At 63.2% G+C, this 25,656-nt stretch carries 16 protein-coding genes; 7 read left to right on the forward strand and 9 right to left on the reverse strand.

From position 1 onward, the window contains the following. Window positions 1-19: 19 nt before the first annotated feature. The 5 genes from EOB49_RS16680 to EOB49_RS16700 all read right to left on the reverse strand — a co-directional run bounded on the left by EOB49_RS16680 (window position 20) and on the right by EOB49_RS16700 (window position 7,343). Window positions 20-2,239 (reverse strand): 3-hydroxyacyl-CoA dehydrogenase NAD-binding domain-containing protein, encoded by a 2,220-nt coding sequence (locus EOB49_RS16680; RefSeq protein ID WP_127381602.1) that lies wholly within the window; start codon window positions 2,237-2,239, stop codon window positions 20-22. Window positions 2,240-2,253: 14 nt separating this feature from the next. Next, window positions 2,254-3,462 (reverse strand): acetyl-CoA C-acetyltransferase, encoded by a 1,209-nt coding sequence (locus EOB49_RS16685; protein ID WP_127381603.1) that lies wholly within the window; start codon window positions 3,460-3,462, stop codon window positions 2,254-2,256. Window positions 3,463-3,495: 33 nt separating this feature from the next. Beyond that, the gene (locus EOB49_RS16690) at window positions 3,496-4,665 is read right to left on the reverse strand and encodes an acyl-CoA dehydrogenase family protein (protein ID WP_127270389.1); all 1,170 of its coding nucleotides are present in this window, start codon (window positions 4,663-4,665) and stop codon (window positions 3,496-3,498) included. A 121-nt stretch (window positions 4,666-4,786) separates the two neighbouring features. After that, the gene (locus tag EOB49_RS16695) at window positions 4,787-6,577 is read right to left on the reverse strand and encodes an acyl-CoA dehydrogenase (RefSeq protein WP_127327677.1); all 1,791 of its coding nucleotides are present in this window, start codon (window positions 6,575-6,577) and stop codon (window positions 4,787-4,789) included. A gap of 307 nt (window positions 6,578-6,884) precedes the next feature. Beyond that, complete coding sequence (locus tag EOB49_RS16700) at window positions 6,885-7,343, reverse strand: MerR family DNA-binding transcriptional regulator (RefSeq protein ID WP_127327783.1); 459 nt, start codon at window positions 7,341-7,343, stop codon at window positions 6,885-6,887. 455 nt (window positions 7,344-7,798) lie between these two features. Between EOB49_RS16700 and EOB49_RS16705 the strand changes: the two genes are divergently transcribed. From EOB49_RS16705 to EOB49_RS16720, 4 genes are all read left to right on the forward strand, one after another. Beyond that, window positions 7,799-11,806 (forward strand): peptidoglycan-binding protein, encoded by a 4,008-nt coding sequence (locus EOB49_RS16705; RefSeq protein WP_127381604.1) that lies wholly within the window; start codon window positions 7,799-7,801, stop codon window positions 11,804-11,806. 192 nt (window positions 11,807-11,998) lie between these two features. Further along, complete coding sequence (locus EOB49_RS16710; RefSeq protein ID WP_027039532.1) at window positions 11,999-12,922, forward strand: sulfite exporter TauE/SafE family protein; 924 nt, start codon at window positions 11,999-12,001, stop codon at window positions 12,920-12,922. After that, a complete protein-coding gene (locus tag EOB49_RS16715; protein ID WP_127327679.1) occupies window positions 12,922-13,713 on the forward strand; it encodes a TIGR02186 family protein in 792 nt (263 codons plus the stop codon). The genes EOB49_RS16710 and EOB49_RS16715 overlap by 1 nt, the downstream gene beginning before the upstream one ends. A 269-nt stretch (window positions 13,714-13,982) precedes the next feature. Then, window positions 13,983-15,239 (forward strand): Hsp70 family protein, encoded by a 1,257-nt coding sequence (locus EOB49_RS16720; protein ID WP_127381605.1) that lies wholly within the window; start codon window positions 13,983-13,985, stop codon window positions 15,237-15,239. 63 nt (window positions 15,240-15,302) lie between these two features. Here the strand turns inward: EOB49_RS16720 and EOB49_RS16725 are convergent, their stop codons facing one another. Both EOB49_RS16725 and EOB49_RS16730 read right to left on the reverse strand, forming a co-directional pair. Next, window positions 15,303-16,424 carry a Fic family protein gene (locus tag EOB49_RS16725; protein ID WP_127381606.1) on the reverse strand — a complete coding sequence of 374 codons (1,122 nt, stop codon included), beginning with the start codon at window positions 16,422-16,424 and terminating at the stop codon, window positions 15,303-15,305. 233 nt (window positions 16,425-16,657) lie between these two features. Then, window positions 16,658-17,560 carry a LysR family transcriptional regulator gene (locus tag EOB49_RS16730; RefSeq protein ID WP_127381607.1) on the reverse strand — a complete coding sequence of 301 codons (903 nt, stop codon included), beginning with the start codon at window positions 17,558-17,560 and terminating at the stop codon, window positions 16,658-16,660. A gap of 278 nt (window positions 17,561-17,838) precedes the next feature. Between EOB49_RS16730 and EOB49_RS16735 the strand changes: the two genes are divergently transcribed. From EOB49_RS16735 to EOB49_RS16745, 3 genes are read left to right on the forward strand one after another with little or no spacing between them, the layout of a single operon-like run. After that, window positions 17,839-20,769 (forward strand): molybdopterin oxidoreductase family protein, encoded by a 2,931-nt coding sequence (locus tag EOB49_RS16735; protein ID WP_164781705.1) that lies wholly within the window; start codon window positions 17,839-17,841, stop codon window positions 20,767-20,769. Next, window positions 20,766-21,500 (forward strand): 4Fe-4S dicluster domain-containing protein, encoded by a 735-nt coding sequence (locus EOB49_RS16740; protein WP_127320861.1) that lies wholly within the window; start codon window positions 20,766-20,768, stop codon window positions 21,498-21,500. The genes EOB49_RS16735 and EOB49_RS16740 overlap by 4 nt, the downstream gene beginning before the upstream one ends. A gap of 3 nt (window positions 21,501-21,503) precedes the next feature. Beyond that, window positions 21,504-22,439 carry a dimethyl sulfoxide reductase anchor subunit family protein gene (locus EOB49_RS16745; protein WP_127320860.1) on the forward strand — a complete coding sequence of 312 codons (936 nt, stop codon included), beginning with the start codon at window positions 21,504-21,506 and terminating at the stop codon, window positions 22,437-22,439. Between the two features lie 6 nt (window positions 22,440-22,445). On the opposite strand, the gene pdeM is transcribed toward EOB49_RS16745, so the two are convergent. Then, window positions 22,446-23,162 (reverse strand): ligase-associated DNA damage response endonuclease PdeM, encoded by a 717-nt coding sequence (pdeM, locus tag EOB49_RS16750; protein ID WP_127320859.1) that lies wholly within the window; start codon window positions 23,160-23,162, stop codon window positions 22,446-22,448. After that, on the reverse strand, window positions 23,159-25,656 hold a 2,498-nt coding region (locus EOB49_RS16755; protein ID WP_127381608.1), incomplete at its 5' end, for a ligase-associated DNA damage response DEXH box helicase. The genes pdeM and EOB49_RS16755, both read right to left, overlap by 4 nt.

Below are 25,656 nucleotides of genomic sequence, written 5' to 3' on the forward strand. Positions count from 1 at the left end.
GCTTGATTTTGCCCATGCGTCAGGCTGCCTGCTTCACGTCGCCTTTCGCATAGGGATCGAAGCGCTGGTAGAAGGTCTCGCCTTTCTCGGCCATGTCGAGCAGCAGCTTGGGTGCCTTGAACTCGGCGCCGTATTTCTTCTGCAGGTTCTTGGCGATCTTGACGAACGCCTTGGCGCCGATGCCGTCGATGTAGGACAGCGCACCGCCGGTGTAGGGTGCGAAGCCGAAAGCGAGGATCGAGCCGACATCGGCCTCGCGCGGGTCGGTGACGATGCCTTCTTCCATCACCCGCGCCGCTTCCAGCGCGATGGTGACCAGCAGCCGCTGCTGCAGTTCCCCATAATCGACCTTCTCGGGTGCAAGCTGCGGATAGAGCTCCCTAAGGCCCGGCCACAGCTTCTTCTTGGCGGGCTTTGCCGGGTAATCGTAAAAACCCTTGCCGTTCTTGCGGCCGAAGCGGCCGTGATCGTCGACCATGGCGTTGATCAGCGCCATCTGCTTCGGATCGACCGCCTTGTCGCCCAGATCCCTGATGGTCTGCTTCATGATCTTCTGGGCAAGGTCGATGGCCGTCTCGTCGGTCAGCGCCAGGGGGCCGACCGGCATGCCGGCCGCCTTCGCTGCATTCTCGATCATCGGCGCGGGAACGCCCTCGATAAGCATCTTGTAGGCTTCCGACATGTAGCGCAGCACGCAGCGATTGACGTAGAAGCCGCGCGTGTCGTTGACGACGATCGGCGTCTTCTTGATGGCGCGAACGAAGTCGATGGCGGTGGCCAGCGCCTTGTCTCCGGTCTTCTTGCCCAAAATGATCTCGACCAGCATCATCTTGTCGACCGGCGAGAAGAAATGGATGCCGATGAAATTCTTCGGCCGCGCAGAATTCTTCGCCAGGCCGGTGATCGGAATGGTCGAGGTGTTCGACGCGAAGATCGCCGATGGCTTCAGCACGGCTTCCGCCTGTTCGGTGGCGCTCTTCTTCACGCTCGAATCCTCGAAAACGGCCTCGACCACCAGATCGCAGCCGGCAAGGTCGGCATAGTCCGCCGTCGGTGTGATCAGCGACAGCAGTTTGTCCTTGTCCTCCGGCTTGGCGCGGCCCTTCTTGACCTGATCCGAGATCAGGCTGTCGGAATGCGCCTTGCCCTTGGCAGCCGACTCCAAATCACGGTCGAGCAGCACCACCGGGATGCCGGCCTTGGCAGTGACATAGGCGATGCCCGCGCCCATGAAGCCGGCGCCGAGAATGCCGATCTTCTTGAACTTGGTTTCGGGCACGCCGGCCGGGCGGCGGGCGCCCTTGTTCAGTTCCTGCAGCGACACAAACAACGAGCGGATCATCGCGGCCGCTTCCCTGGTCTGCATGATCTCGGTGAAATAGCGCTGCTCGATGCGCAAACCGGTGTCGAACGGCACCAGCAGGCCTTCATAGACGCATTTGAGGATCGCGGCGGCGGCCGGATAGTTGCCGTAAGTCTCGCGACGCAGGATGGCGATGGCCGGCGGCCACAGATTGAAGCCGGCGGGCGAATAGATCTGGCCGCCGGGCAGCTTGAAACCTTTCTCGTCCCAAGGAGCGACCGGCTTCAGGCCATTCCTGATCATCGCCTTGGCGGTCTCGACGAGCCTGGCCGGCTCGGCGATCTCATGGATCAGGCCCATAGACTTGGCCTTCTGCGGCGACAGTGTCTGGCCCGAGGTCAGCATCTGCAGCGCCTGCTGCTGATCGGTCAGCCGCGGCACGCGCTGGGTGCCGCCGGCGCCCGGGAAGATGCCGATCTTCACCTCGGGAAGCGCCATCTTCACCTTGTCGCTATCGGCGGCGACACGGCCGTGGCAGGCGAGCGACAATTCGAAGGCGCCGCCCATGCAGGTGCCGTTGATCGCCGACACCCACGGCTTTCCGCAAGTTTCCAGCTTGCGGAACAGGCCGGTCATCATGCCGGCATTGTCGAACAGCGCCTTGGTCGCCCTTTCGGCGTCCTTGCCCTTTTCCGCGGCGAAGGTCGTCAGCATCTTCTGCAGCAGGGTGATGTCGGCACCGCCGGAGAAGGTGTCCTTGCCGGAGGTGATCACTGCGCCCTTGATGGCGGCGTCACCAGCCACCTTGTCGACAATGGCGTTCAATTCTCGCATCGCCTCTTCGGTGAAAACGTTCATCGAGCGGCCAGGCATGTCCCAGGTGACCAGCGCAATGCCGTCGGCGTCGATGTCGAGGGTGAAATTGGTGTAGCTCATCGTTTCTCTCCCCGTCAGACGCGTTCGATGATGGTTGCGGTTCCCATGCCGGCGCCGATGCACAGCGTCACCAGAGCGGTGTTGAGATCGCGGCGCTCGAGTTCGTCCAGCACCGTGCCGAAGATCATCGCGCCGGTGGCGCCGAGCGGATGACCCATGGCGATAGCGCCGCCATTGACGTTGATCCTGTGGTGATCGATGTCGAACGCCTGCATGTAGCGCAGCACCACCGAAGCGAAGGCTTCGTTGAGCTCGAACAGGTCGATGTCCGAGAGCTTCATCTTGGCGCGCTTCAACAGCTTCTCGGTGACGTCGACCGGGCCGGTCAGCATCAGCACCGGATCGGAGCCGATGTTGGCGAAGGTACGAATGCGCGCGCGCGGCTTCAGCCCCATCGCCTTGCCGGCTCTCTTCGAACCGAGCAGCACGGCGGCGGCGCCGTCGACGATGCCGGACGAATTGCCGGCATGATGGACGTGATTGACCTCTTCCACCTCGGGATGCTTCTGCACGGCGACGGCATCGAAGCCGCCCATTTCGCCTGGCATGACGAAGGACGGGTTGAGCGAGGCCAGCGACTGCATGTCGGTCGACGGACGCATATGTTCGTCATGGTCGAGGATGGTCAGGCCGTTCTGGTCCTTGATCGGGATGACGGAATTCTTGAAGCGGCCATCGGCCCAGGATTTGGCGGCGCGCTTCTGGCTCTCGACCGCATAGGCGTCGACGTCGTCTCTGCTGAAGCCGTATTTGGTGGCGATCAGGTCGGCCGAGATGCCTTGCGGCACGAACCAGCCGGGCAGGCCTACGGACGGATCCATGAACCAGGCACCGCCGGAGGCGCCCATGCCGACACGCGACATCGATTCGACGCCGCCGGCAATGACGATCTCATCGGCGCCCTGCGCGATCTTGGCGGCGCCGAAATTGATGGCGTCGAGCCCGGAAGCGCAGAAGCGTGAGATTTGCATGCCGGGCGCCTTGGTGTCGTAGCCGGCCTCGAAGGCAGCGGCGCGCGGAATGACCGAGCCGGCTTCGCCGACCGGATCGACGCAGCCGAAGATGATGTCATCGACAGTGCCGGTGTCCAGCCCATTGCGGTCGCGCAGCGCTTCACGCGTCTTGGCGGCAAGCCGCACCGCCGGCACCTCGTGCAGCGAGCCATCCTTCTTGCCCTTGCCGCGCGGTGTGCGCACAGCGTCATAGACATAAGCTTCAGCCATTTGCTTGCTCCTTGGGTTTGCCTGATGTCGCTCTCAGAGAGAGCGGCCGATCAGCAATTTCATGATCTCGTTGGTGCCGCCGTAGATGCGCTGGACGCGGGCGTCGCGGAACATGCGGGCGATCGGGTATTCATTCATGTAGCCATAGCCGCCATGCAGTTGAAGGCATTCGTCGACGACTTTTCCCTGCAGGTCGCTGAGCCAGTACTTGGCCATCGACGCGGTCACAGGATCGAGGCCGCCGGCGATGTGGCGGGTGACGCAATCATTGTAGAAGACGCGGCCGACGGTGGCCTCGGTCTTGAGTTCGGCCAGCTTGAACTGGGTGTTCTGGAAATCGATGATCGCCTTGCCGAACGCCTTGCGTTCCTTGACATAATCAATGGTGAGCGCCAGCGCCCGCTCGATCATGGCAATGGCGCCGGTGCCGATCTGCAGCCGCTCCTGCGGCAATTGCTGCATCAGTTGGACGAAGCCCTGCCCTTCCTCATGGCCGAGCAGGTTGGAGGTCGGCACGCGCATGTCGTTGAAGAACAGCTCCGACGTGTCGTTGGCCTTGAGCCCGATCTTGTCGAGGTTACGGCCGCGCTGAAAACCTTCGACCTCGTCGGTCTCGACGACGATCAGCGAGGTGCCCTTGGCACCCTTCTCCGGATCGGTCTTGGTGACGACGATGATGAAGTTCGCAAGCTGGCCGTTGGTGATGAAGGTCTTGGAACCATTGATCTTGTATTGGTTGCCATCCTTCTGCGCCCGCGTCTTGACGCCCTGCAGGTCGGACCCGGCGCCAGGCTCGGTCATGGCGATGGCGCCGATCAGCTCGCCGGTCGCCAGCTTCGGCAGCCATTTCTTCTTCTGCTCCTCGGAGCCATAGTGGAGGATGTAAGGGGCGACGATCGAATTGTGCAGGCCGATGCCGAACCCGTCGACGCCGACATGGCCGATGGCCTCGATGATGGCGCTCTCATGCGCGAAGGTGCCGCCGGAGCCGCCATATTCCTCCGGCATAGAGGCGCAGAGCAGGCCGGCGGAGCCTGCCTTCAGCCAGCTCTCGCGATCGACCATCTCGTTCTTTTCGAACTCGTCGTAGCGCGGCGCGATCTCCTCCGACATGAAGCGATGCGCCATGTCGTAGAGCATGCCGACCTCGTCCGCCGCCCAAGCGGGCTTCGGAAGCCCAAGGATTTCAGCTGGGTTGGTCATGCTGGTATGATACTCCTCCCGACATGCATCATCGAAACTGAGGCCGGCGCACTGCCGCAGCGACCCCTCCCGACCCTTCGGGCCACCCTCCCCTCAAGGGGGAGGAGGACGCCGATCATCTTTAGAACGCTTCCGCCGGCAGTGCCATCAATGTGTCGGCGCCGCTCGAAATGCGGGCGAGATGCGCCGACGTCTCCGGCATGATCCGCTCCATGAAGAAGCGCCCCGTCACGACCTTGTTGTCGTAAAAAGATTGCGCGCCATTGGCGTCCGTCTTGCCAAGTGCCACCTTGGCCATCTGCGCCCACATATAGCCCAGAGCGACCAGGCCGAAGAGATGCATGTAGTCGGTCGAGGCGGCACCGGCATTGTCGGGCTTGGCCATGCCGTTCTGCACCAGCCACATGGTGGCGGCCTGCAAATCGTTGAGACCTTTCTTCAGCGCCTTGGTGAATGGCGCCATCTTCTCGTCGGAGCGGTTCTCCTCGCAGAACTCACCGACTTCCTTGAAGAAGGCCTGCACGGCGCGGCCGCCATTCAGGCCGAGTTTGCGGCCGACGAGGTCGAGCGCCTGGATGCCGTTGGCGCCTTCATAGATCATGGCGATGCGGGCATCGCGCACGAACTGGCTCATGCCATGCTCTTCGATATAGCCGTGACCGCCGAACACCTGCTGCGCCATGACGGCGTGGTCGAAGCCCTTGTCCGTGAGAACGCCCTTGACCACCGGCGTCATCAGGCCGGTGTAGTCGTCGGCGGCCTGGCGGTCCTTGTCGTCGCCGGAACGGTGGGCAATATCGGACTTGATCGCCGTCCACAGCGCCAGCGCGCGGCCGGCCTCGTTGAAGGCTTTCATGGTCATCAGGCTGCGGCGGATGTCGGGATGGACGATGATCGGGTCGGCCTTCTTGTCCGGCGCCTTCGGCCCCGACAATGAGCGGCCCTGCAAACGGTCCTTGGCGTAGGACACGGCGTTCTGGTAAGCGATCTCCGACAGCGAAAGCCCCTGCAGGCCCACACCAAGGCGCGCCTCGTTCATCATCGTGAACATCGCCTTCAGGCCGCCATTGGCCTCGCCGAGCAGCGTGCCCTCAGCCTCGTCATAGTTCATGACGCAGGTCGAATTGCCATGGATGCCCATCTTCTCCTCGATCGAGCCGCAGGAGACGGTGTTCCTGGTGCCCGGATTGCCCGATGCGTCGAGCTTGAGCTTCGGCACGATGAACAGAGAGATGCCCTTGACGCCTTCCGGCGCACCCTCGATGCGGGCCAGTACCAGATGGACGATGTTGTCCGACATGTCGTGTTCGCCGGCCGAGATGAAGATCTTCTGGCCTGAAATTTTATAAGTGCCATCGCCGTTCGGCACCGCCTTGGTCCGCAACAGGCCCAGATCCGTGCCGCAATGCGGCTCGGTCAGGTTCATGGTGCCGGTCCAGGCACCCTCGATCATCCTCGGCAACCATGTTGACTTCTGCTCGTCGGTGCCGTGGGTGATGATCGCGGCGATCGCGCCTTGCGTCAGGCCCGGATACATCATCAAGGACATATTGGCCGAGACCATATATTCGGCGACGGCGGTATGCACGGCATAGGGCAGGCCCTGGCCGCCGAACTCGACTGGTGCGGCCAACCCCATCCAGCCGCCTTCGCGATACTGGTCGAACGCCTCCTTGAAGCCTTTCGGCGTGGTCACCGAGCCATCGTCGTGACGCACACAGCCTTCCATGTCGCCGACACGGTTCAGCGGATGCATGACGTTTTCGGCGAGCTTGGCGCCTTCGGCCAGGATCGCCTCGAGCACATCGGGCGTGGCGTCGGCAAATCCGGGAAGGTTCGAATAACGCTGATAACCCAGAACCTCGTTGAGCACGAACAGCGTATCCTGGACCGGAGCCCTGTATGTCGGCATGTTTTTTCTCCACCCTGCAAACCCGGTCCGAACGCCCCGAAGACAAGCCAGGGGCGGCATGCGGACCCATATTTGGGAGCGGGATAGCAAAAATTGACGTTTGCGTAAACGTCAATTTTTTCGATGCGACAAGATTCCCCGCCCGCTGGAGCTATGAGCGTAGCGGCGCGACGTTGCGCAAGCCAGCGCCGAAAGGCCATGAGAGTGGGCCAGGACAACGAAAAGCCGCGTGGCAGGCCACGCGGCTCGACAGAACTCAGACAATCAGCAGACGACTTGGTCTGCCGCAAATCCGAACGGATTTGTTTTAGCTGGCGGCGCTCGCCTGCGGCGCCGAACGCTCGCTCAGCATCTGGCGCACCGCCGACATCGAGCCGCTCAGCTCGCTGATGGCGTCGTCGATCAGCGCCCTTTGCTTCTGCAGGCGGGCAAGCTGCTTTTCTGACTTGTCCAGCGCGAGCTTGAGCTGCTTGGTGTTTGAACCGGTCGGATCGTAGAGATCCATCATCTGCTTGACGTCACGCAGCGAGAACCCGACCTTGCGGCCAAGCAGGATCAGCTTGAGGCGGGCCTTGTCGCGACGCGTGTAGAGACGGGTCGACCCGTCACGCTGCGGGTTGAGCAGGCCTTTGTCTTCGTAGAAACGCAGCGTGCGCAGCGTCACTCCATATTTCTTCGCCATCTCGCCGATGCGGACGAGGTCCTCGCCGGCTTCGGCAGATATATTGGTATTGGCCGCGGTCTCGCCGGCCGAGATAAGCTTCATGGTCACTGGCTTTCCCCGTCTGGTGGCGTCGCGGTCTCGGACCGTGCGTCGCCTGACTGGAAGCGGGGGCCTGCTTCCAGTCGTGGTTTCAACAAACAAATCGCAAACATGCGCTCAATGCGCCTTTTACGTTTACGTCAATTCTATACCGATTGCCGCATGATGACGCAAGGGCGTTCTGCGCGCCGCCCTTTATGCCGCACCGTCAGGCCGGCAGCCGGCATCCTTTCAATTTCTTAAGTTTGGTTAACGCGTTGTTTACCACGTTGGGGGAAATGTGGGCGCGTCGGCTACCCGTGTTTATCCTGTATCGAATTTTTCACGGTTTTTCGGAGCGCGGGCGAGAGCCCGGGAAGCTCGTCTTCCGCCGCGGCATCGCCGCCGGTCGCCTTCGTTCCGATAGGGACCTGGGGGAACTGGCCGCGAGCCAGCCATTCTGAAAGACGGACGCACCGATGAACAGCAAGCGGTCCTATCTCGACACACTCAATGCCGGCAGGCAGCGCAGGCCGCAGACCACGCTCGAGCAGTTGAACCAGTCGCTGGAGACACTGGAGCAGCGGCTGGAGCGGACGCGCGAGGATCCGGTGGCACGTCCCGAACTCCGCCAACCCGATCCACGCCAATATGGTGCCGATGCGCGCTATCCCGCGGCCCGGCCCGCTGGCCAGCAGCGCTGGTACGAGGATCCGCAGCCCGCGTCGCGACCGAAAAGCCCGATTCAGGGAGCCGCCGCTTTCGAGCAGAACTATCAGGCCATTGCCCGCGACATCGATCGCGTGCGCGGCCAGGAGGACGGCGTTGCCATGGTCGGCAAGATCGCCGGCGAATTGCGCGGCATGCGCGAGGAATTGCGCCACCAGATGACCGCAGGCCTGCAGCGGGAATTCGAAGCGCTGCGCAAGGACATCGAGCGGGCTTTCCAGTCAGGGGCAAGGCCCGGTGCTTCGGCCAAGGGCAGTGCTGAACTCGGCCTTGAGTTCGAGCGGCTTTCGGGCGCCATCCAGACACTGGCCGAGAAGAGCGACGACAGAAGCGTCAACATGCTGCGGCTCGAACTCGAACAGGTCAAAGCCGCACTCGAAACGCTGGCACGCGAAGAGAGCGTGCAGAAGGTCGACCGCCGCTGGGACGATTTCGATCGCCGGTGGACGGCGTTCGAAGACCGCGTCGACGCCGACCAGCGCAAGCGCTCGGACGACCCGGGCCTGTCTGCTCTGACCGCCCGGCTAGAACAGATCAGCAATGCCGTCAACAATTTGCCGGAATCGTTGTCGCTGCGCTCGTTGGAGGAGAAGGTGCGCACGCTTGCCGGTGCCGTCGACCATTTCGCCAGCCAGCAGGACAATCGCGGCAGCGACACGCTTGGCATGATCGACGAGCGGCTGGACGAGATTTCCCGCGCCATCGTCGCATCCACGGTCGCCGCGCAAGCCAATTCATTCGACCACGAGGCTTTCGAGCGCATCGAGAGGCGGATCGACTCACTTGCCAGCCAGATCGAGGAAGTGGCGCAGGATCGTCCAGGCAACGCGGTCATGGACCGGTTGAGCACGCTGTCGGGCCGGGTTGACGAACTCGCCGGCCGCGCCAATCTGCCGGAGCAGGCGATGGAGCGCCTGGCCAAGCAGATTGCACTCATCGCTGACAAGATCGACCAGGCACCAGCCATGCCTGACGCCGACTACATCTTCCATGGGCTGGAGCAGCGCTTCGACGTGCTGTCGAGCATGATGGAACGCCGCCAGGGTGACGCCATCGAACAGGGCAACATGCTGTTCCGCGATCTCGAACGCAGGCTGGATGAGGTTGCCGACAGGCTGGACCAGCGCATGCCGCAGATCGACAGCGCCGGCATCATGGACGCCATCGATGCCCGCTTTACGGCGCTCGCCAAGCGTATGGAAACGCGTGTACCCGATCCCGCGGGCGAAGCCGCAATCCGCGGCCTGGAGAGCCGGCTCGAAGACATTTCAAGCCGGCTGGATGCGTCGGCCGCGCAGGTGGCCGGCATCGATCCGGCGCTGATCCGCAGCCTGGAAGCACAGGTTGCTGGCCTGTCCGCCCATCTTTCCAGGCCCAGCACCCCGCTGCCGGAATTCGAGGACATCAGCCCGCGTCTCAACGAAATCGAAAAGTCGCTCGCAGGAACCCGCGATTCCATCCTTGGCGCAGCGCGCGAAGCCGCCGAGAACGCGGTGCAATCACTTGCCGGTTCGAGCGCCAATACGACCGCTGTTTCCGGCCTCGCCCAGGATTTGAAGACGCTTGAAACGCTGACGCGGCGCTCCGACGAGCGCAATTCGAGAACGTTCGAGGCCATCCACGACACGTTGCTCAAGATCGTCGACCGGCTGGGTTCGCTCGAACCCGGCGAGCCGGTCGAGGCGATGAGCGAATTGCTGGACGCGGCACCGGTCGAGCCGAGCAACTGGCGCGGCGCGCGGCGACCCAAGATGGCCGTGGACGCGCCATCGATGGATATCGATCAGCCCCTGCCATTGACTGGGGACTTGACCGATCTCGATGGCCGCGCCGCCGCCATCCTGCGCAATGAGCCGGGTGCACGTGGCGACCTGGGCGGCCTTGGTATGGGAACGCGCACGCCGGCCGAAGCCGCGGCGGCTGCGGCCATGGCTGCTCTCGGCTCCGACACAATTGTCGAGAAGAACGAACAGGCGGGCGGCCGCAGGTCGATGTTCGGCGGACTGGCCCGCGCCTTCAAGGGCAAGAAGGAGGCGGACATCCCGCCACTGGCCGGCTCGGCGCCGAGTGCCCCGATCCCGAGCGTCGATCTCGACGAACCGCTCGATCCGAAAATGGCCAACCGGCCGCTGGAGCCCGGTTCCGGCGCACCTGACCTCAACGCCATCATGAAGCGCGTGCGCGACGAGCGCGGCCAGCCGGCCAAGCCCAGCGACACCGACGCCGCGAAGTCGGATTTCATCGCCGCTGCCCGGCGCGCGGCCCAGGCCGCGGCCGCCGAGGCCGATGCGCTGAAGCGCCAGTCGACGGTGACCGGACCGGTGAAGGCACTGCGGATCGGCGACCTGCTCAAGGCACGGCGCAAGCCGATCCTGATGGGAACAACCGCGATCCTGCTGGCGCTGGGCGCCCTGCAACTGGGCAAGGCCTTCTTCGCCGATCCCGCCCAGGTGGCGAGCAACGATGTTGCGCCGATCGTCGCCTCGCAGCCGGTGCAGACCGCCTCGCTCGATGCCGCCGGCCAACCTAAGATGGACGCGCAGCCCGCGGCAGTGGAAAGTGCGCCTGACCACACCGTCAGGCAGGCCGAGCCGTCCGCACCGGCAACCAAAGACGACATGGCCGCGCAAAGCATGATTGCCACGCCGCCAGGCGCCGAGCCGCCGATGGATGCCGCGCCGACCGCAGAGCCGGTTCCCGCGCCCGTCGCCTCGGTTACATCGGCCGATGCGAACCAAGCGGTGTCCGGGGAGACAGCCTCGGCTGCGCCGGCCTCGACCGTTCCGGTCGCCGCGGAAGCCGCCGACACCGACGCCCAGCCTATGGCGACTGAGCCGACCGCCGCCAAGGACACCACGGGCGCGGTCCCCCCAGCGGACGCCTCGCCGGCGATGACGACGAAGTTCGACATTCCCGCTGACGCCGGCCCGGCCGCCTTGCGCGATGCCGCCGCCAGCGGCGACGCCAAGGCGCTGTTCGAAATCGGCTCGCGCTATGCTGAGTCACGCGGCGGCAAGGAAGACATGGCGGCAGCCGCCAAATGGTACGAGAAATCGGCGGAACTCGGCTTCGCGCCGGCCGAATACCGCATCGGAAACTTCTACGAAAAGGGCATCGGCGTCGCGCGCGACATCAAGAAGGCGAAGACCTGGTACCAGCTTTCCGCAGCACAGGGCAACGCCAGCGGCATGCACAATCTGGCCGTCCTGTTCGCCATGGCGGCAGACGGCGTGACCGACAATGAATCGGCCGCGCACTGGTTCCAGGCAGCGGCCGATGTCGGCGTCAAGGACAGCCAGTTCAATCTCGGCATCCTCGCCGCCAAGGGCGTCGGCATGAAGCAGAACCTCGAGGAATCCTACAAATGGTTCGCGCTCGTCGCCAAGACCGGCGACAAGGATGCCGCTGCCAAGCGTGACGAGATCGCCAATGCGCTGCGGCCCGAGCAGCTCGAACGCGCCCGCGCCGCGACTGAGCTGTGGAAGGCCAAGCCGCTGGATGCAGCGGCCAATTCGGCCGACATTCCCGAGTCCTGGCAGGACGGCGCGCCGCAGACGACAGCCAGCATCGACATGAAGAAGGCCGTCCAGAACATCCAGCGCATTCTCAACAAGAACGGCTATGACGCCGGCGGCGCCGACGGCAAGATGGGCCAGAAGACGAAGACCGCGATCATGGCTTTCCAGACCGACAACAAGATGCCGGCGACCGGCGAAGTCGATGAAAAACTGGTCAAGGCACTGCTGGCGCGCAAATAACGGCAGAGGCGTCGTTTCCACGACGCCCTTGCCACACATTCGCCTGTTAACTGATTGAGATGTTTTTTGTTTCGGCGGCGTAGCGCGGTTTGACTTCGCAGCACCTCCGGGGCAAGAACGAATTGGCTTGTCGGGTCAAGATGCCCGCAACGGTTGCATTCGCCGACAGGCAGAACTGATCGAGACTGACGGGTGGGCATCTATCTCCCGATCGCGGAAATTTCCGTCAATATCTTCGTCCTGCTGGCCATGGGCGCGGCGGTGGGTTTCCTGTCGGGCATGTTCGGCGTCGGCGGCGGCTTCCTCATCACGCCGCTGCTGATCTTCTACAACATACCCCCGGCGATCGCGGTCGCCACGGGCGCCAACCAGGTCATCGCCTCCTCCGTCTCCGGCGTCCTTTCGCACATGAAGCGAGGGACGCTCGACTTCAAGCTCGGCGGGGTGTTGCTGGCCGGCGGCATTGTCGGTTCCACCGGCGGCATCTTCGTCTTCGCCTTCCTGCGCCGCCTCGGCCAGCTCGACCTGTTCATCTCGCTGCTCTACGTCGTGCTGCTCGGCACCGTCGGCGGGCTGATGCTGGTCGAAAGCGTCAATGCGCTGCGCGCCACGCGCAGCGGTGCGGCACCGGTGCTGAAGAAATCCGGCCAGCACAACTGGATCCACCGCTTGCCGCTGAAGATGCGGTTCAGGGCCTCAAAACTGTTCGTCAGCGTCATCCCCGTCCTTGGCCTTGGCGCCGGCATCGGCTTCCTGTCGTCGATCATGGGCGTCGGCGGCGGCTTCATCATGGTGCCGGCACTGATCTATCTGCTGAAAGTGCCGACCAACGTCGTCATCGGCACCTCGCTGTTCCAGATCATCTTCACCTCCGCCTATACGACGCTGGTCCACGCCACCACCAACCAGACGGTCGACGTCGTGCTGGCCTTCCTGCTGATGGCGGGCGGCGTCGCCGGTGCGCAGTACGGCGCCAAGGCAGGCCAGCGGCTGCGCGGCGAGCAACTCAGGGCCTTGCTGGCGCTGCTGGTGCTGGCGGTGGCGATACGATTGGCGATCGATCTTTTCGTCACCCCGCCCAACCTCTATTCGCTGTCTGCCGCGGGCCTCAACTGATGAAGGCTCGCAACACATTCGCAACCGCCATTGTCCTGTCGCTGCTTGCGGCCGCCGTGCCGGCGAAGGCACAGGTCCCGCTGACCGAAGGCATCCAGATCGGTCTCTCCACCGACAACGTCTCGATCACCGCCGGCTTTTCCGGGGCCGACCTGACCATCTTCGGTTCGCTGGAAAACCCGGATCCACTTGTCGCGCGCCAAGGCCGCTACGACGTTATCGTCGTGCTCGAAGGCCCGCCCAAACCGGTGGTGGTGCGCCGCAAGGACCGGGTGCTCGGCGTCTGGGTCAACCTGGACTCCGAGACCTTCGAAAACGTGCCGGTCTCCTATTCGGTGGCGACGACGCGGCCGCTCCAGGACATCACCGAACCCAACAGCTACAAGCAGCTGTCGCTCGGCGCCTCCAACCTCTACATGCAGCCCGCCGATGCCGGCGACAGCCCGGCGACGATCGAGGAATTCACGGCCGCACTGCGGGAGCGCAAGTCGGCGACCGGCCTCTACAGCGAGAATGTCGGCGGCGTGCAATTCCTGTCGCAGAACCTGTTCCGCGCCACAGTGAGGCTGGCGCCAAATGTGCCAGTTGGAACCCATAAAGCCCGCGCGTTCCTGTTCAAGAGCGGCCTGTTCATCAAGGAAAGCTCGGCCCAGCTCGAAATCCGCAAATCCGGTTTCGAACAGTCGATCTTCCGTGTCGCCCACAATTATTCCTTCCTCTACGGCGTCTTCGCGATATCGCTGGCCATGCTGACAGGCTGGCTCGGAAGGCTGATCTTCCGGCGGGATTAATGCATGTCGCCCAAAAGTGGCCCCGGGTTTGGGAGAAAGACATGCATCGAATCAAGAGCTGAAGTGCGTCGCGTGAATCCGTTCAAACGCGACGCACTTCAGAACTTTCCCCGAAAAGTGGTTTCCCTTTGCCGGGGCATGCGGTAGACCGCGCTCCCCAGCCAAATGGCAGACACAAACAATTCGGTTCGGCAGAGCAGCCCGTCCCCGGGCAGCGCGCGATTTCTCGGCGCCTGTCGGCTCGCCGACGACAAATACAGGAACTTGTCATGCGACCAGCCTTCGGCGGCATCGACTTCGGCACTTCGAACTCCACTGTTGGCGTGGTCCGCAACGCGCAGCCGCGCCTCGTCGCCCTGGAGGACGGCCAGGTGACACTGCCCAGTGCCGTGTTCTTCAACTTCGAGGACAACCGCACCTGCTTTGGCCGTCACGCCATCGCCAACTACACCGACAGCATCGAAGGCCGGCTGATGCGTTCGCTGAAGAGCGTGCTCGGTAGTTCGCTGGCCCATGAAAAGACCCGCATCAAATCGCGGTCGATCGGCTTCATGGACATCGTCGGCATGTTCCTCGGACATCTCAAGATGAGGCTGGAAGCAGATGCCGGCGATACGGTCGAGACCGTCGTTCTTGGCCGGCCGGTGCAATTCGTCGACGACGATGCCGAGGCCGACGCGAAGGCGCAAAGCGAACTCGAGAACGCCGCCCGTGGCCAGGGCTTCAAGCACATCGCTTTCCAGTTCGAGCCGATCGCGGCGGCGCTCGACTACGAACAAAAGGTGACATGCGAGGAACTGGCGCTGATCATCGATATGGGCGGCGGCACGTCGGACTTCTCGATCGTGCGCGTCTCGCCGCAGCGCTCCCGCTCGCTCGACCGCAAGGACGACATCCTGGCCAGCCGAGGCGTCCATATCGGCGGTACGGATTTCGACCGGCTGCTGAGCATCGCCCATGTCATGCCGCAACTCGGCTATTTGACGCCGACCAAGGACGGCAAGCGCAATCTGCCGGCAAGTTACTTCATCGATCTCGCGACATGGCAGCGCATCAACCTTGTCTACACCGCCAAGGCGATGACGCATCTGCGCCAGATCCGCTACGAGGCCGAGCGCGCCGACCTGGTCGACCGTTTCATCCACATCGTCGAACACCGCTATGGACACGCGCTGGCCGCACTTGTCGAAAAAGCCAAGATAGAGCTGACCGACAGGTCATCCGCGGAGGTCGTGGTGAAGCTGCCGGGTGCGGAGTTCGCCGCCGAAATCACGCGCAACGGGCTGGATGCCACGATTGCCAGGGACATCGAGCGGGTCACAGCGACGGTGGCGCAGACCATCCGGGACGCTGAGGTGAAGCCATCCGACATCACCGCGGTATTCCTGACCGGCGGATCGACCGCGATCCCGCTGGCAAGGCGAGAAATCCTGTCGCTGGTGCCGCAGGCATCCGTCATCGAAGGCGACATGTTCGGCTCGGTCGGACTTGGCCTGGCGCTGGATGCGCAGCGAAAGTTCGGTTGATTCCCTCCATACTGATAGAACCCTTCTGGAGCCGATTGTCCCTTGGCGTGCACATGGGCGCAGCTAAGAATGGGTTTCTTGATGCAAGAGATGATAACTTGTACTTCTGCCGCCCGCCTGATCTTTGGCGAGAACGCCCATGTCGATTAGTTGGGTGATGTCGCGTAACGCCGTGTCTGGCGAGCATTTTTCGATGATCGCCCATTTCGAGGAAGTGAGTTTTCCGTCGAAACCATCCAGAAGGCGATTGATTATGTCACGCTGACGATCATTGAACGATTGGCCGGCATGCTGCTTCCAGAACTCGGCCTTAAAGAGCACATCCGATAGTGTTTGCTCCGCACCCTCGATGGCTCGGCCAAGGCATTGCAGGAACCACTCCAGCCACGGCGTGACATCAAGGTCTGGGCTCTTCTGCGTCCTCTCCAGTACGTCATAGTAGCCATTACGGTCGAGACGGATTTGCGCCGACATGCTGTAGAAGCGCTGTGAGCTGTCCTCGGACCGGGCCAGCGCCATATCGGCGATAGCACGGGCAATTCGGCCGTTGCCATCATCAAAGGGGTGGATCGTCACAAACCAGAGATGAGCAAGGCCTGCCTTGAGGACGGGATCAAGGTCAACGCTGTTGCCGAACCAATCCAGGAACGCCCTCATTTCATTGTCGAGGCGGTCGGCAGCCGGCGCTTCGTAGTGAACACGCTCTTTGCCGAACGGGCCAGAGATAACTTGCATCGGACCTGTCTTGTCGTTGCGCCAGGCGCCGACAATAATTCTCGTTATGCTGCTGCGACCGGTCGGAAAGAGCGCGGCGTGCCAGCCGAATAGGCGCTCATCAGTCAAGGGTTCGCTAAATTTCTGTGTGGCGTCCAGCATCATCTCGACAACACCTTCGACGCTGCGGTCTGCTTGCAACAGCGCACCGGTCTCTATGCCTAGACGGCGCGCGATGGACGACCTTACCTGCTCGCGATCGAGGATTTCGCCCTCGATCTCGCTGGATTTGACAACGTCCTCGGTCAACGTTGTGAGGATAGCTTCTTGCCGCAACCGGAAGCCCAGTGTCTGCATTTGGCCGAAGAGCTGACCTTGCCTGTGCCGCACGGCCGAGAGCCGGCGGGCGAGTTTCTCCGGCTTCCAATTGAACTTCGGCCATTCGAGTAACTGGTGAATGTACTTTGCCATTATTCTCCGCGTCTCCTGCAGAGATTGTACGCCTTATTCATCGCATGAACAACTGTAATTGCTGCAAAAGATGCGGAGATCGCATGGGCTATTCTCCGCATTAGAAAGTTTGGCCGGCCTTGAACCGACGACCACAAACCCATCGCTGAATAAGTTGGTGCCCAGAACGAGACCCCACGGAAACCACATTAAAACCGGGTGAAGACCTAAGCCGGACAGATTCTGAAGTGGCACTACACCAGACCGCTTCCAGCGGTTTCGTCGCCCAGATGCGCCTTGAGCGCCATCTGGGCCAAGCTTGCCTGGCGATCGCGATGGGCGATCATGGCGAAGTCGCGTTTCGGCAGTTGGAGCGGCACCGACCTCAGACTGCCTTCGGCCACGGCGCGTGCCACGACAAGCTCGGAAATGATGGTGGCGCCGGCCCCCGCCTCGACGGCTTGGCGAATAGCTTCATTGCTCGGCAGCACCAGGAATATCTGGAGGTCGGCGAGCGAAATCCCTTCGTGGCGCGCCAGATCGTCCAGCACCTCGCGCGTGCCCGAACCACCCTCACGGATGATCCAGCGCAGGCCCTTGATGTCAGGGCGGCCGGGCGCGACTTCGGGGATCTCCGGATGCGCGCTGGCAACCACCAGGATCAGCCTGTCGACGTCGACCTTGGTGCGGCGCAATATGTCGGACTCGGTGCGCCCCTCCACCAGGCCGAGATCCGCCGCGCCATCGAGGACATTGGCCTCGACCTGCCTGGTGTTGCCGATGGAGACGCTCAGCCTGACGGCCGGATAGGCTTCGTGGAAGGAAGCCAGCCGGCGCGGCAGCCAGTAGCTGGCGATAGTCTGGCTGGCGGCGATCGAGAGGCTGCCGGTGACGGTCTGCGAGACATGCTCCAGCACATTGCGGGCGGCGGCGGCCCGCTCGAGCACGGCCTTGGCCTCCGGCAGGAACCGGTGGCCGGTCTGGGCAAGCTCGATGTTGCGGCCGACGCGGTTGAACAGGTGGACGCCGTGCTGTTCTTCAAGCGCCCGGATGGCGGCCGATGCGGCCGACTGCGAAATGCCCAGCAATTCCGCCGCCTTGGTCATATGGCCGCGCTCGGCGACGGCGACGAAAATGCGCAACTGGTCCAGGGTCATGTCTGTATTAAGAACCAATATCGATCGAATTTACAAGAACAACTGATTAGACGGATCGATAGCTTTATTCTAAGTTTCCTCGTGAAGTTAGAAAAAATTCGCCGAGAGATCGCAGAGAGCAGAATGATCGGGCGGTTCAGATCCCTGCTTGCGCATTGGACCCGCGGCATAAGACGGCGGCTGGCCGGTGATCGCTACCACCCGGAAGAGCATTACATGCGCGGCCCCGGACCGAAGACGCGGGCCAAATCCATGGGCCGTACAGGCGCCACCGGATCATGATGCAGGGACCGCCGCGCGGCGCGAATTCGGCACCATCGCAACGCCCGCTTGCCGACACGCGGGCGCCTGACGAAGGCGACGGCGTCGACACCTCGCCTGATGTTTCCGACAGCATCGCCAAGACGACCTGCTACATGTGCGCCTGCCGCTGCGGCATCGACGTGCACATCAAGGATGGCAAGGTCCGCTACATCAACGGCAACAAGGACCATCCGGTCAATCGCGGCGTGATCTGCGGCAAGGGCAGCTCCGGCATCATGCAGCACTACAGTCCGGCAAGGCTGAAGAAGCCCTTGCTGCGCAGCGGGCCGCGCGGCTCCGGCGAGTTCCGCGAGATCGAGTGGGAAGAGGCGTTTTCGATCGCGACGGAACGGCTCTCGGCCATCCACCGGACCGACCCCAGGAAGCTGGCCTTCTTCACCGGCCGCGATCAATCCCAATCCTTGACCGGCTGGTGGGCGAGCCAGTTCGGCACGCCGAACTTTGCCGCCCATGGCGGCTTCTGTTCGGTCAACATGGCGGCCGGTGGTCTCTATACGATCGGCGGTTCGTTCTGGGAGTTCGGTGAGCCCGACTGGGACAACACCCGGTATTTCATGCTGTTCGGGGTCGCCGAGGATCACGATTCCAACCCGATCAAGATCGGCCTCGGCAAACTCAAGGCGCGCGGCGCCAAGGTCGTCTCGATCAACCCGTGCCGCACCGGCTACAATGCCATTGCAGACGACTGGATCGGCATTCGGCCCGGCACCGATGGGCTGTTCGTGTTCGCCCTCATCCACGAATTGCTCAAGGCGGGCCGCGTCGATCTCGACTATCTGCTGCGCTACACCAATGCCCATGTTCTCGTCGTGCAGGAGCCGGGTGCCGCCGATGACGGGCTGTTCGTGCGCGACGCCGACGGAAATCCGCTGGCCTGGGACAGGGTGGCGAAGACACCGGTCAGCGCCACCGATGCCAGTGCGAAGCCGGCACTGACGGGCAGCTTCACGGTCGGCGGGCGCCGCTGCGTCCCGGTGTTCCAGCTCATCGCCGACCGCTACCTCGATGAGAGCTATGCGCCGGACGCGGTCGCCGAGCGCTGCGGCATTGCCGCCGATACGATCCGCAGGATCGCCGCCGAACTTGCGCATGTCGCCTTCGAACAGACGATCGAACTGCCGATCGCCTGGACCGACTGGGCCGGGCGCCGGCACGAGACCATCAAAGGGCGCCCTGTCTCGATGCACGCCATGCGCGGCATCTCGGCCCATTCGAACGGCTTCCACACCTGCCGCGCCATCCATCTCCTCCAGGTGTTGCTGGGCACGGTGGATGTTCCCGGCGGTTTCCGTTTCAAGCCGCCCTACCCCCGCTCCGCTCCGCCCGGTCCCAAGCCGGCCGGCAAGACCGTCAAGCCGATGACGCCGCTTGACGGCATGCCACTCGGTTTCGTCTGTGGGCCGGACGATTTGCTGGTCGATGAGGCCGGCACGCCGCTTCGCATCGACAAGGCCTATTCCTGGGACGCACCGCTGGCGGCGCATGGCCTGATGCACACCGTCATCCGCAATGCCTGGGCCGGCGACCCGTACCCGATCGATACACTGATGATGTATATGTCGAACATGGCGTGGAATTCCTCGATGAACACCGTCGAGACCATTGCCATGCTGACCGACCATGACGATGCGGGCAACTACAAGATCCCCTTCATCATCTATTCCGATGCCTATTATTCCGAGACCGTGCCGTTCGCCGACCTCGTGCTGCCCGACACCACCTATCTTGAGCGGCATGACTGCATCAGCCTGCTCGACCGGCCGATCAGCCATGCCGACGGACCGGGCGACGCCATCCGCCATCCCGTCGTCGAACCTGATCGCGACGTCCGGCCGTTCCAGTCGGTGCTGATCGAACTCGGCGCGCGGCTCGGCCTGCCCGGTTTCATCAACGGCGATGGCTCGGCCAAGTATGCCGACTACGCCGACTACATCGTCAACCATGAGCGCACATCAGGCATCGGCCCGCTCGCCGGCTGGCGCGGCAAGGACGGGACCTCGACCGGCAGGGGCGAGGCCAACCCGGACCAGCTGCAGCGCTACATCGACAATGGCGGCTTCTGGCACCACGATTTCGCGGACGACCAGCGCTACTACAAGATGGCCAACCGCTCCTATCTCGATTTCGCGGTGCAGATGGGTTTTATTCCCAAGGCTGAGCCGATCGTCTTCCAGCTCTACTCCGAGCCGCTGCAGCGCTTCCGCCTTGCCGCGCGTGGGCATGGCCCTGTCTTGCCACCGGCGGGCGATCGCCAGCGCATCGAGACCTACATGGACCCGCTGCCCTTCTGGCATATGCCCTTCGAGGAAGCGGTCGTCGACCTTGGAAAATATCCGCTGCATGCGCTGACGCAGCGGCCGATGCATATGTACCATTCCTGGGGATCGCAGAATGCGTGGCTGCGGCAGATCACCAGCCAGAATCGGCTGTTCGTGCATCACCGGACGGCAGCTGGCCTCGGCCTGGTCGATGACGACTGGGTGTGGATCGAGAGCATCAACGGCAAAGTGAAGGGGCAGATCAAGCTGATCGACGGGGTGAACGAAAGCACGGTCTGGACCTGGAACGCCATCGGCAAAAGGCGCGGCAGCTGGGGGCTGAAGGACGATGCGGCGGAATCCAACCGCGGCTTCCTGCTCAACCATATCATGGGCGACCAGACCTCGGCTGACGCTCAGGGCAAACGCTATTCGAACTCCGATCCTGTGACCGGCCAGGCGGCATGGTTCGATTTACGCGTGCGCATCGTCAAATGCGCAGTGGAAGAAGCCGGCTTCACCGAGCCGCAGTTCGAACGTTTCCAACAGCCGCCGCATTTCGAACCCTCACCCGACAGACTGACTTTCGGCGCTGAATTCCGCCGGGCAAGAGAGGCGACCGAATGACCTGCCTGCCAAGCCAAAGCGGCAAGAAACTCGGCCTTGTGATCGACCTCGATACGTGCGTCGGCTGCCAGGCCTGTGTCACCGCCTGCAAGGAATGGAACACCGGCGGCCACATGGCGCCGCTGACCGACATCGACCCCTATGGCGGCCATGTCGACGGCGTCTGGTTCAACCGCGTGCACGCTTACGAGCACACCACCGAGATGGGCGGACGGACGGTGAACTTCCCGCGCTCCTGCCTGCATTGCGAGACGCCGGCCTGCGTCACCGTCTGCCCGACCGGCGCCTCCTACAAGCGGGCTTCGGACGGCATCGTGCTGATCGACGAGGACAAGTGCATCGGCTGCAAATTGTGCAGCTGGGCCTGCCCTTACGGTGCACGCGAATTCGACACCGATGTCGGGGTGATGAAGAAGTGCACGCTGTGCGTCGACCGCATCTACAATGACAATCTGGCCGAGGAAGACCGCGTGCCGGCCTGCGTCGCCGCTTGCCCGACCAGCGCCCGGCATTTCGGCGACCTAGGCGATCCCCTGTCGGCTGTTTCGCAACTGGTGGCGGAGCGTGGCGGCGTCGACCTGATGCCTGAGCTCGGCTATCGCCCAACCAACAAATATCTGCCGCCGCGCGCCCACAGCAAGCGCGCCGCATCGGTGGCCGCGCCGGCATTGGAACCGGTGCGGGCCGAAGGCGGTTTCCTCGGCTGGGTCGACCGCATGCTTTCGAACTGACCCATGCATCCAGCCTTCTCCGTCGTCTTCTTCACCACCGCCACCGGCGCCGGCTACGGCCTGCTGGCGCTGCTGGGCATGTTCGGAGGCTTCCAGATCATCCCGCCTGATTTCTGGCTGGGCCTTGTCGGCATGGGCCTGGCACTCGGTCTCATCGTGGCCGGGTTGTTGTCTTCAACGGGTCACCTCGGCCGTCCCGAACGCGCCTGGCGGGCGTTCTCGCAATGGCGCAGTTCATGGCTGTCGCGTGAAGGCGTCGCCTCGGTCATCACCTTCATTCCGGCGGGGCTGTTCGGCATCGGCTGGGTGTTTCTCGGCCGCATCGATGGCTGGGTCGGCATCGCCGGATTTCTGGCTGCCATCGGCGCGGTCGTCACCGTCTGCACCACCGGCATGATCTATGCGTCGCTGAAGCCGATCGCCCAATGGCACAGCCACTTCACCCTGCCCGGCTACCTCATCTTCTCGACGATGACCGGCAGCGTGCTGCTGAACGCGCTGCTGCAGGGCTTTGCGCTGGGTTCGAAGGTGCAGCTGGCGGCTTGCCTGCTGCTGACCTTGTTCGGCTGGAGCTGGAAAGTGGCGACCTGGCGCTACAATGACAGGCTGGAAATCTCGACAACCGCCAACACCGCGACCGGGCTGGCGGGGGGCACGGTGCGGTCGCTGGAATGGCCGCATACCGAGGAGAATTATCTGCTCAAGGAAATGGGCTTTCGCATCGCGCGCAAGCACGGCGCGCGGCTGCGCCAGATCACGCAGCTTCTGGCCTTCGCGTTGCCCTTGGGGCTGCTCGCCATTGTGTTCGCACTGCCATGGCCGCTGGCAGCGTTGCTGTCGGTACTTGCTGCTGCAATCCAGTTCGCCGGCATGCTGGTCGAACGTTGGCTGTTCTTCGCCGAGGCAAAGCACACGGTTACGCTCTACTATGGCAGGTAAGGCTGTTTAACCCGGCCGCAGCATCGAGCCGGAAATGGCAAAGATGCGTTGGGCGCCCAGCATATAAGCCATCAGCGTGTCCAGCCGGAACAGCCCGGCATAGGCGCGGTCGAGGACGTTGAGCGAACCGGTATAGGCGCCGAAGGCCGGCATGATCATGCGGCCGCCGTCGCCGGCGAAGCAGCGCCGCCTCACCGAGCGTCCCTGCTGGACTATGCGGGCGCAGGGATGCAGATGGCCCGCTATTTCGCCTTCGACACGCTGCTTCGACGGCTCATGCCGGAACAGCAGCGAGCCTATAGCAAGTTCACGCACCGTTTCGCCGGGCAGATCGGCTGGCGCTTCCGGGTCATGGTTGCCGGCGACCCAGAACCAGTCTCGGCCTGATATCAGCGCTTCCAGCCGTTCGCGGAAGCTTGCATGCATACGCTGGGCGCCGCCGCCATCGTGAAAGCTGTCGCCCAGGCTGATGACGATCGACGGCTGGTAGTCTGATATCACGGCCTGAAGCCGCAACAAGGTCGCGCCGGTGTCGTAGGGCGGGATCAGCGTGCCGCGGCGTGCCAGCGACGAACCCTTTTCCAGATGCAGGTCGGACACGGCCAGAAGCCGCAGATCCGGAAAATAAAGCACGCCGCGCGGGTCGCAGACGGCGCGCTCGCCGGCGATGCCGACAAGGTCGGCCTCGGCAATCAGCGATGTGCGCGCCAGCGAAAAATTCATTCCTCAGCCATTTCCGGCCCCATGGCCTCCTCGACCAAAGTCGCCGCATCCATCAAAAGCGTTTCATCGGCTTCGCCATGAACCGGCATTTTGCCGATCTCGAGCATGATCGGCACGGCGAGCGGCGATATCTGTTCTAGTGCCTTATGCACGATTCGACCCTGGATGCGCGAGAGCATGTCGGCAAGTCTGCTGACATCGAGCAGGCCGGTCGCTGCGTCGGCGCGTGTGGCCTGAAGCAGGATGTGGTCCGGTTCATGGCTGCGCAGCACGTCATAGATCAGGTCGGTCGAGACCGTGACCTGGCGACCACTCTTTTCCTGGCCCGGATGGAGTTTCTCGATCAACCCCGAAATCAGCGCGCAATTGCGGAAGGTGCGTTTGAGAAGCCAGCTGTCGGCCAGCCAGGCTTCGAGGTCATCGCCCAGCATATCCTGGTCGAAAAGAGCGCCAAGCGAAGGCTTCCTGGCTTTGAACATCGCGCCCATATCGCCCAATGACCATATCGCCAGCGCATAGTCGGTGGCGACAAAGCCGAGCGGCCTAGCTCCTGCCCTGTCGAGACGGCGGGTGAGCAGCATGCCGAGCGTCTGGTGCGCCAGCCTGCCCTCGAACGGATAAGCCACCAGGTAATGGCGGTTGCCTCGTGGAAAGGTCTCGATCAGCAGGTCATCGCGTTTGGGCAGCACCGATTTGTCGGCCTGGAATCGCAGCCAGTCGGCGACCTGCTCGGGCAGCTTCTTCCATCGCTGCGGGTCGTCCAGCATGATGCGGACCTGTTCGGCGAGATAGGTCGAAAGCGGGAACTTGCCGCCACCATAGTAAGGCACCTTGGCATCGCTGCCGGGCGCGTTCGAGACGAAGCATTCATTCTCGCGGATGCCTTCGAAGCGCAGCACCTTGCCGGCGAACATGAAGGTGTCGCCATGCGTTAGCGTTTCGAGGAAGGCCTCCTCGATCTTGCCGAGAACCCTGCCGCCGCGCGACGCCGCGCCCTTGCTGCCCGCTTGCACATAGCGCACGTTAAGCGCCGGCACCTCGATGATGGTGCCGACATTCAGCCGGTATTGCTGGGCAATACGAGAATTGGACACCCGCCAGAACCCATCCTTGTTCAGGCGTATGCGGGCATAGCGCTCGTAATTCTTGAGCGCATAGCCGCCGGTGGCGACGAAATCGATGACGCGGTCGAATGTCGTCCGGTCGAGGCTGACATAGGGCGCAGCCGTTCGCACTTCCTCGAACAGGTCATCGGCACGGAATGGCGCGCCGCAGGCGCAGCCGAGCACATGCTGGGCCAGCACATCGAGCCCGCCATCGATCAAGGGAGGCGTGTCCTGCGCGCCGAGATAGTTGGCGTCGAGGGCGGCCCGGCATTCCAGCACCTCGAAGCGATTGGCCGGGATGAGGATCGCCTTGGATGGCTCGTCCATGCGGTGGTTGGCGCGGCCGATGCGCTGCGCCAGCCGGCTCGCCCCCTTTGGCGCCCCGACATGCACGACCAGATCGACATCGCCCCAGTCGATGCCGAGGTCGAGCGTCGAGGTGGCGACGATGGCACGCAACGCGTTTTCCCCCATCGCCTTTTCGACGCGCCGGCGCTGGGCGACGTCGAGCGAGCCGTGATGCAGCGCGATCGGCAACGTATCCTCGTTGACCCGCCACAATTCCTGGAACAGCAGCTCCGCCTGGCTGCGCGTGTTGACGAACAGCAGGGTCGTCTTGTGGCGCTTGATCTCTCGATAGATTTCCGGCGTGGCGTAGCGCGCCGAATGCCCGGCCCAAGGCACGCGCTCTTCGGAATCGAGGATGGAAATCTCCGGTTTCGCTCCCCCGGTGACGACGATCAGTTCGGCCATGCTACGGCCGGTCGAACCCTTGGGCGGATTCTGGCTGACCAGCCAGCGCCGCAACTCGTCCGGTTCGGCCACCGTCGCTGACAGGCCGATCGTCTGCAGGCCGGGGACAAAGCTGCGCAGCCGCGCCAGGCCGAGCGCCAGCAGATGCCCGCGTTTCGACGTCACCAGCGAGTGCAACTCGTCGAGCACGACGTAGCGCAGATCCTCGAAGAAGCGTCTTGCATCGCCGGCCGCAATCAGCAGCGCCAGTTGCTCGGGCGTGGTCAGCAGGATGTCGGGCGGCACCAGCTTCTGGCGCTGGCGCTTGTGGGCAGGAGTGTCGCCGGTGCGCGTCTCGATGGTGACGGGCAGGCCGATTTCCTCCACCGGCTTGCCGAGATTGCGCTCGATATCGACGGCCAGCGCCTTCAGCGGCGAGATGTAGAGCGTGTGGATACCGCGACGCGCCTGGCCCGGCTTTCTCTTGGGCCGGTTGGCCAGTTCGGTCAGCGAAGGCAGGAATCCGGCCAGCGTCTTGCCGGCACCGGTCGGCGCAATCAGCAGGACCGACTGACCGGCCTGAGCTTTAGAAAGAAGTTCAATCTGATGGGCGCGCGGCGACCAGCCTTTCTCGCCAAACCATCTGAGGAATGGTT

The organism is Mesorhizobium sp. M7A.F.Ca.MR.148.00.0.0 (assembly GCF_003997735.1).
GTDB lineage: Bacteria > Pseudomonadota > Alphaproteobacteria > Rhizobiales > Rhizobiaceae > Mesorhizobium.

Bases quoted from the DNA above. Each gene is read 5' to 3' on its own strand.
- EOB49_RS16705 (WP_127381604.1), top strand. From the start codon at position 7,799: ATGAACAGCAAGCGGTCCTATCTCGACACACTCAATGCCGGCAGGCAG.
- EOB49_RS16730 (WP_127381607.1), bottom strand. From the start codon at position 17,560: ATGACCCTGGACCAGTTGCGCATTTTCGTCGCCGTCGCCGAGCGCGGC.
- EOB49_RS16740 (WP_127320861.1), top strand. From the start codon at position 20,766: ATGACCTGCCTGCCAAGCCAAAGCGGCAAGAAACTCGGCCTTGTGATC.
- pdeM (WP_127320859.1), bottom strand. From the start codon at position 23,162: ATGAATTTTTCGCTGGCGCGCACATCGCTGATTGCCGAGGCCGACCTT.
- EOB49_RS16715 (WP_127327679.1), top strand. From the start codon at position 12,922: ATGAAGGCTCGCAACACATTCGCAACCGCCATTGTCCTGTCGCTGCTT.
- EOB49_RS16685 (WP_127381603.1), bottom strand. From the start codon at position 3,462: ATGGCTGAAGCTTATGTCTATGACGCTGTGCGCACACCGCGCGGCAAG.
- EOB49_RS16735 (WP_164781705.1), top strand. From the start codon at position 17,839: ATGATGCAGGGACCGCCGCGCGGCGCGAATTCGGCACCATCGCAACGC.
- EOB49_RS16725 (WP_127381606.1), bottom strand. From the start codon at position 16,424: ATGGCAAAGTACATTCACCAGTTACTCGAATGGCCGAAGTTCAATTGG.
- EOB49_RS16680 (WP_127381602.1), bottom strand. From the start codon at position 2,239: ATGAGCTACACCAATTTCACCCTCGACATCGACGCCGACGGCATTGCG.
- EOB49_RS16745 (WP_127320860.1), top strand. From the start codon at position 21,504: ATGCATCCAGCCTTCTCCGTCGTCTTCTTCACCACCGCCACCGGCGCC.
- EOB49_RS16700 (WP_127327783.1), bottom strand. From the start codon at position 7,343: ATGAAGCTTATCTCGGCCGGCGAGACCGCGGCCAATACCAATATATCT.
- EOB49_RS16720 (WP_127381605.1), top strand. From the start codon at position 13,983: ATGCGACCAGCCTTCGGCGGCATCGACTTCGGCACTTCGAACTCCACT.
- EOB49_RS16690 (WP_127270389.1), bottom strand. From the start codon at position 4,665: ATGACCAACCCAGCTGAAATCCTTGGGCTTCCGAAGCCCGCTTGGGCG.
- EOB49_RS16695 (WP_127327677.1), bottom strand. From the start codon at position 6,577: ATGCCGACATACAGGGCTCCGGTCCAGGATACGCTGTTCGTGCTCAAC.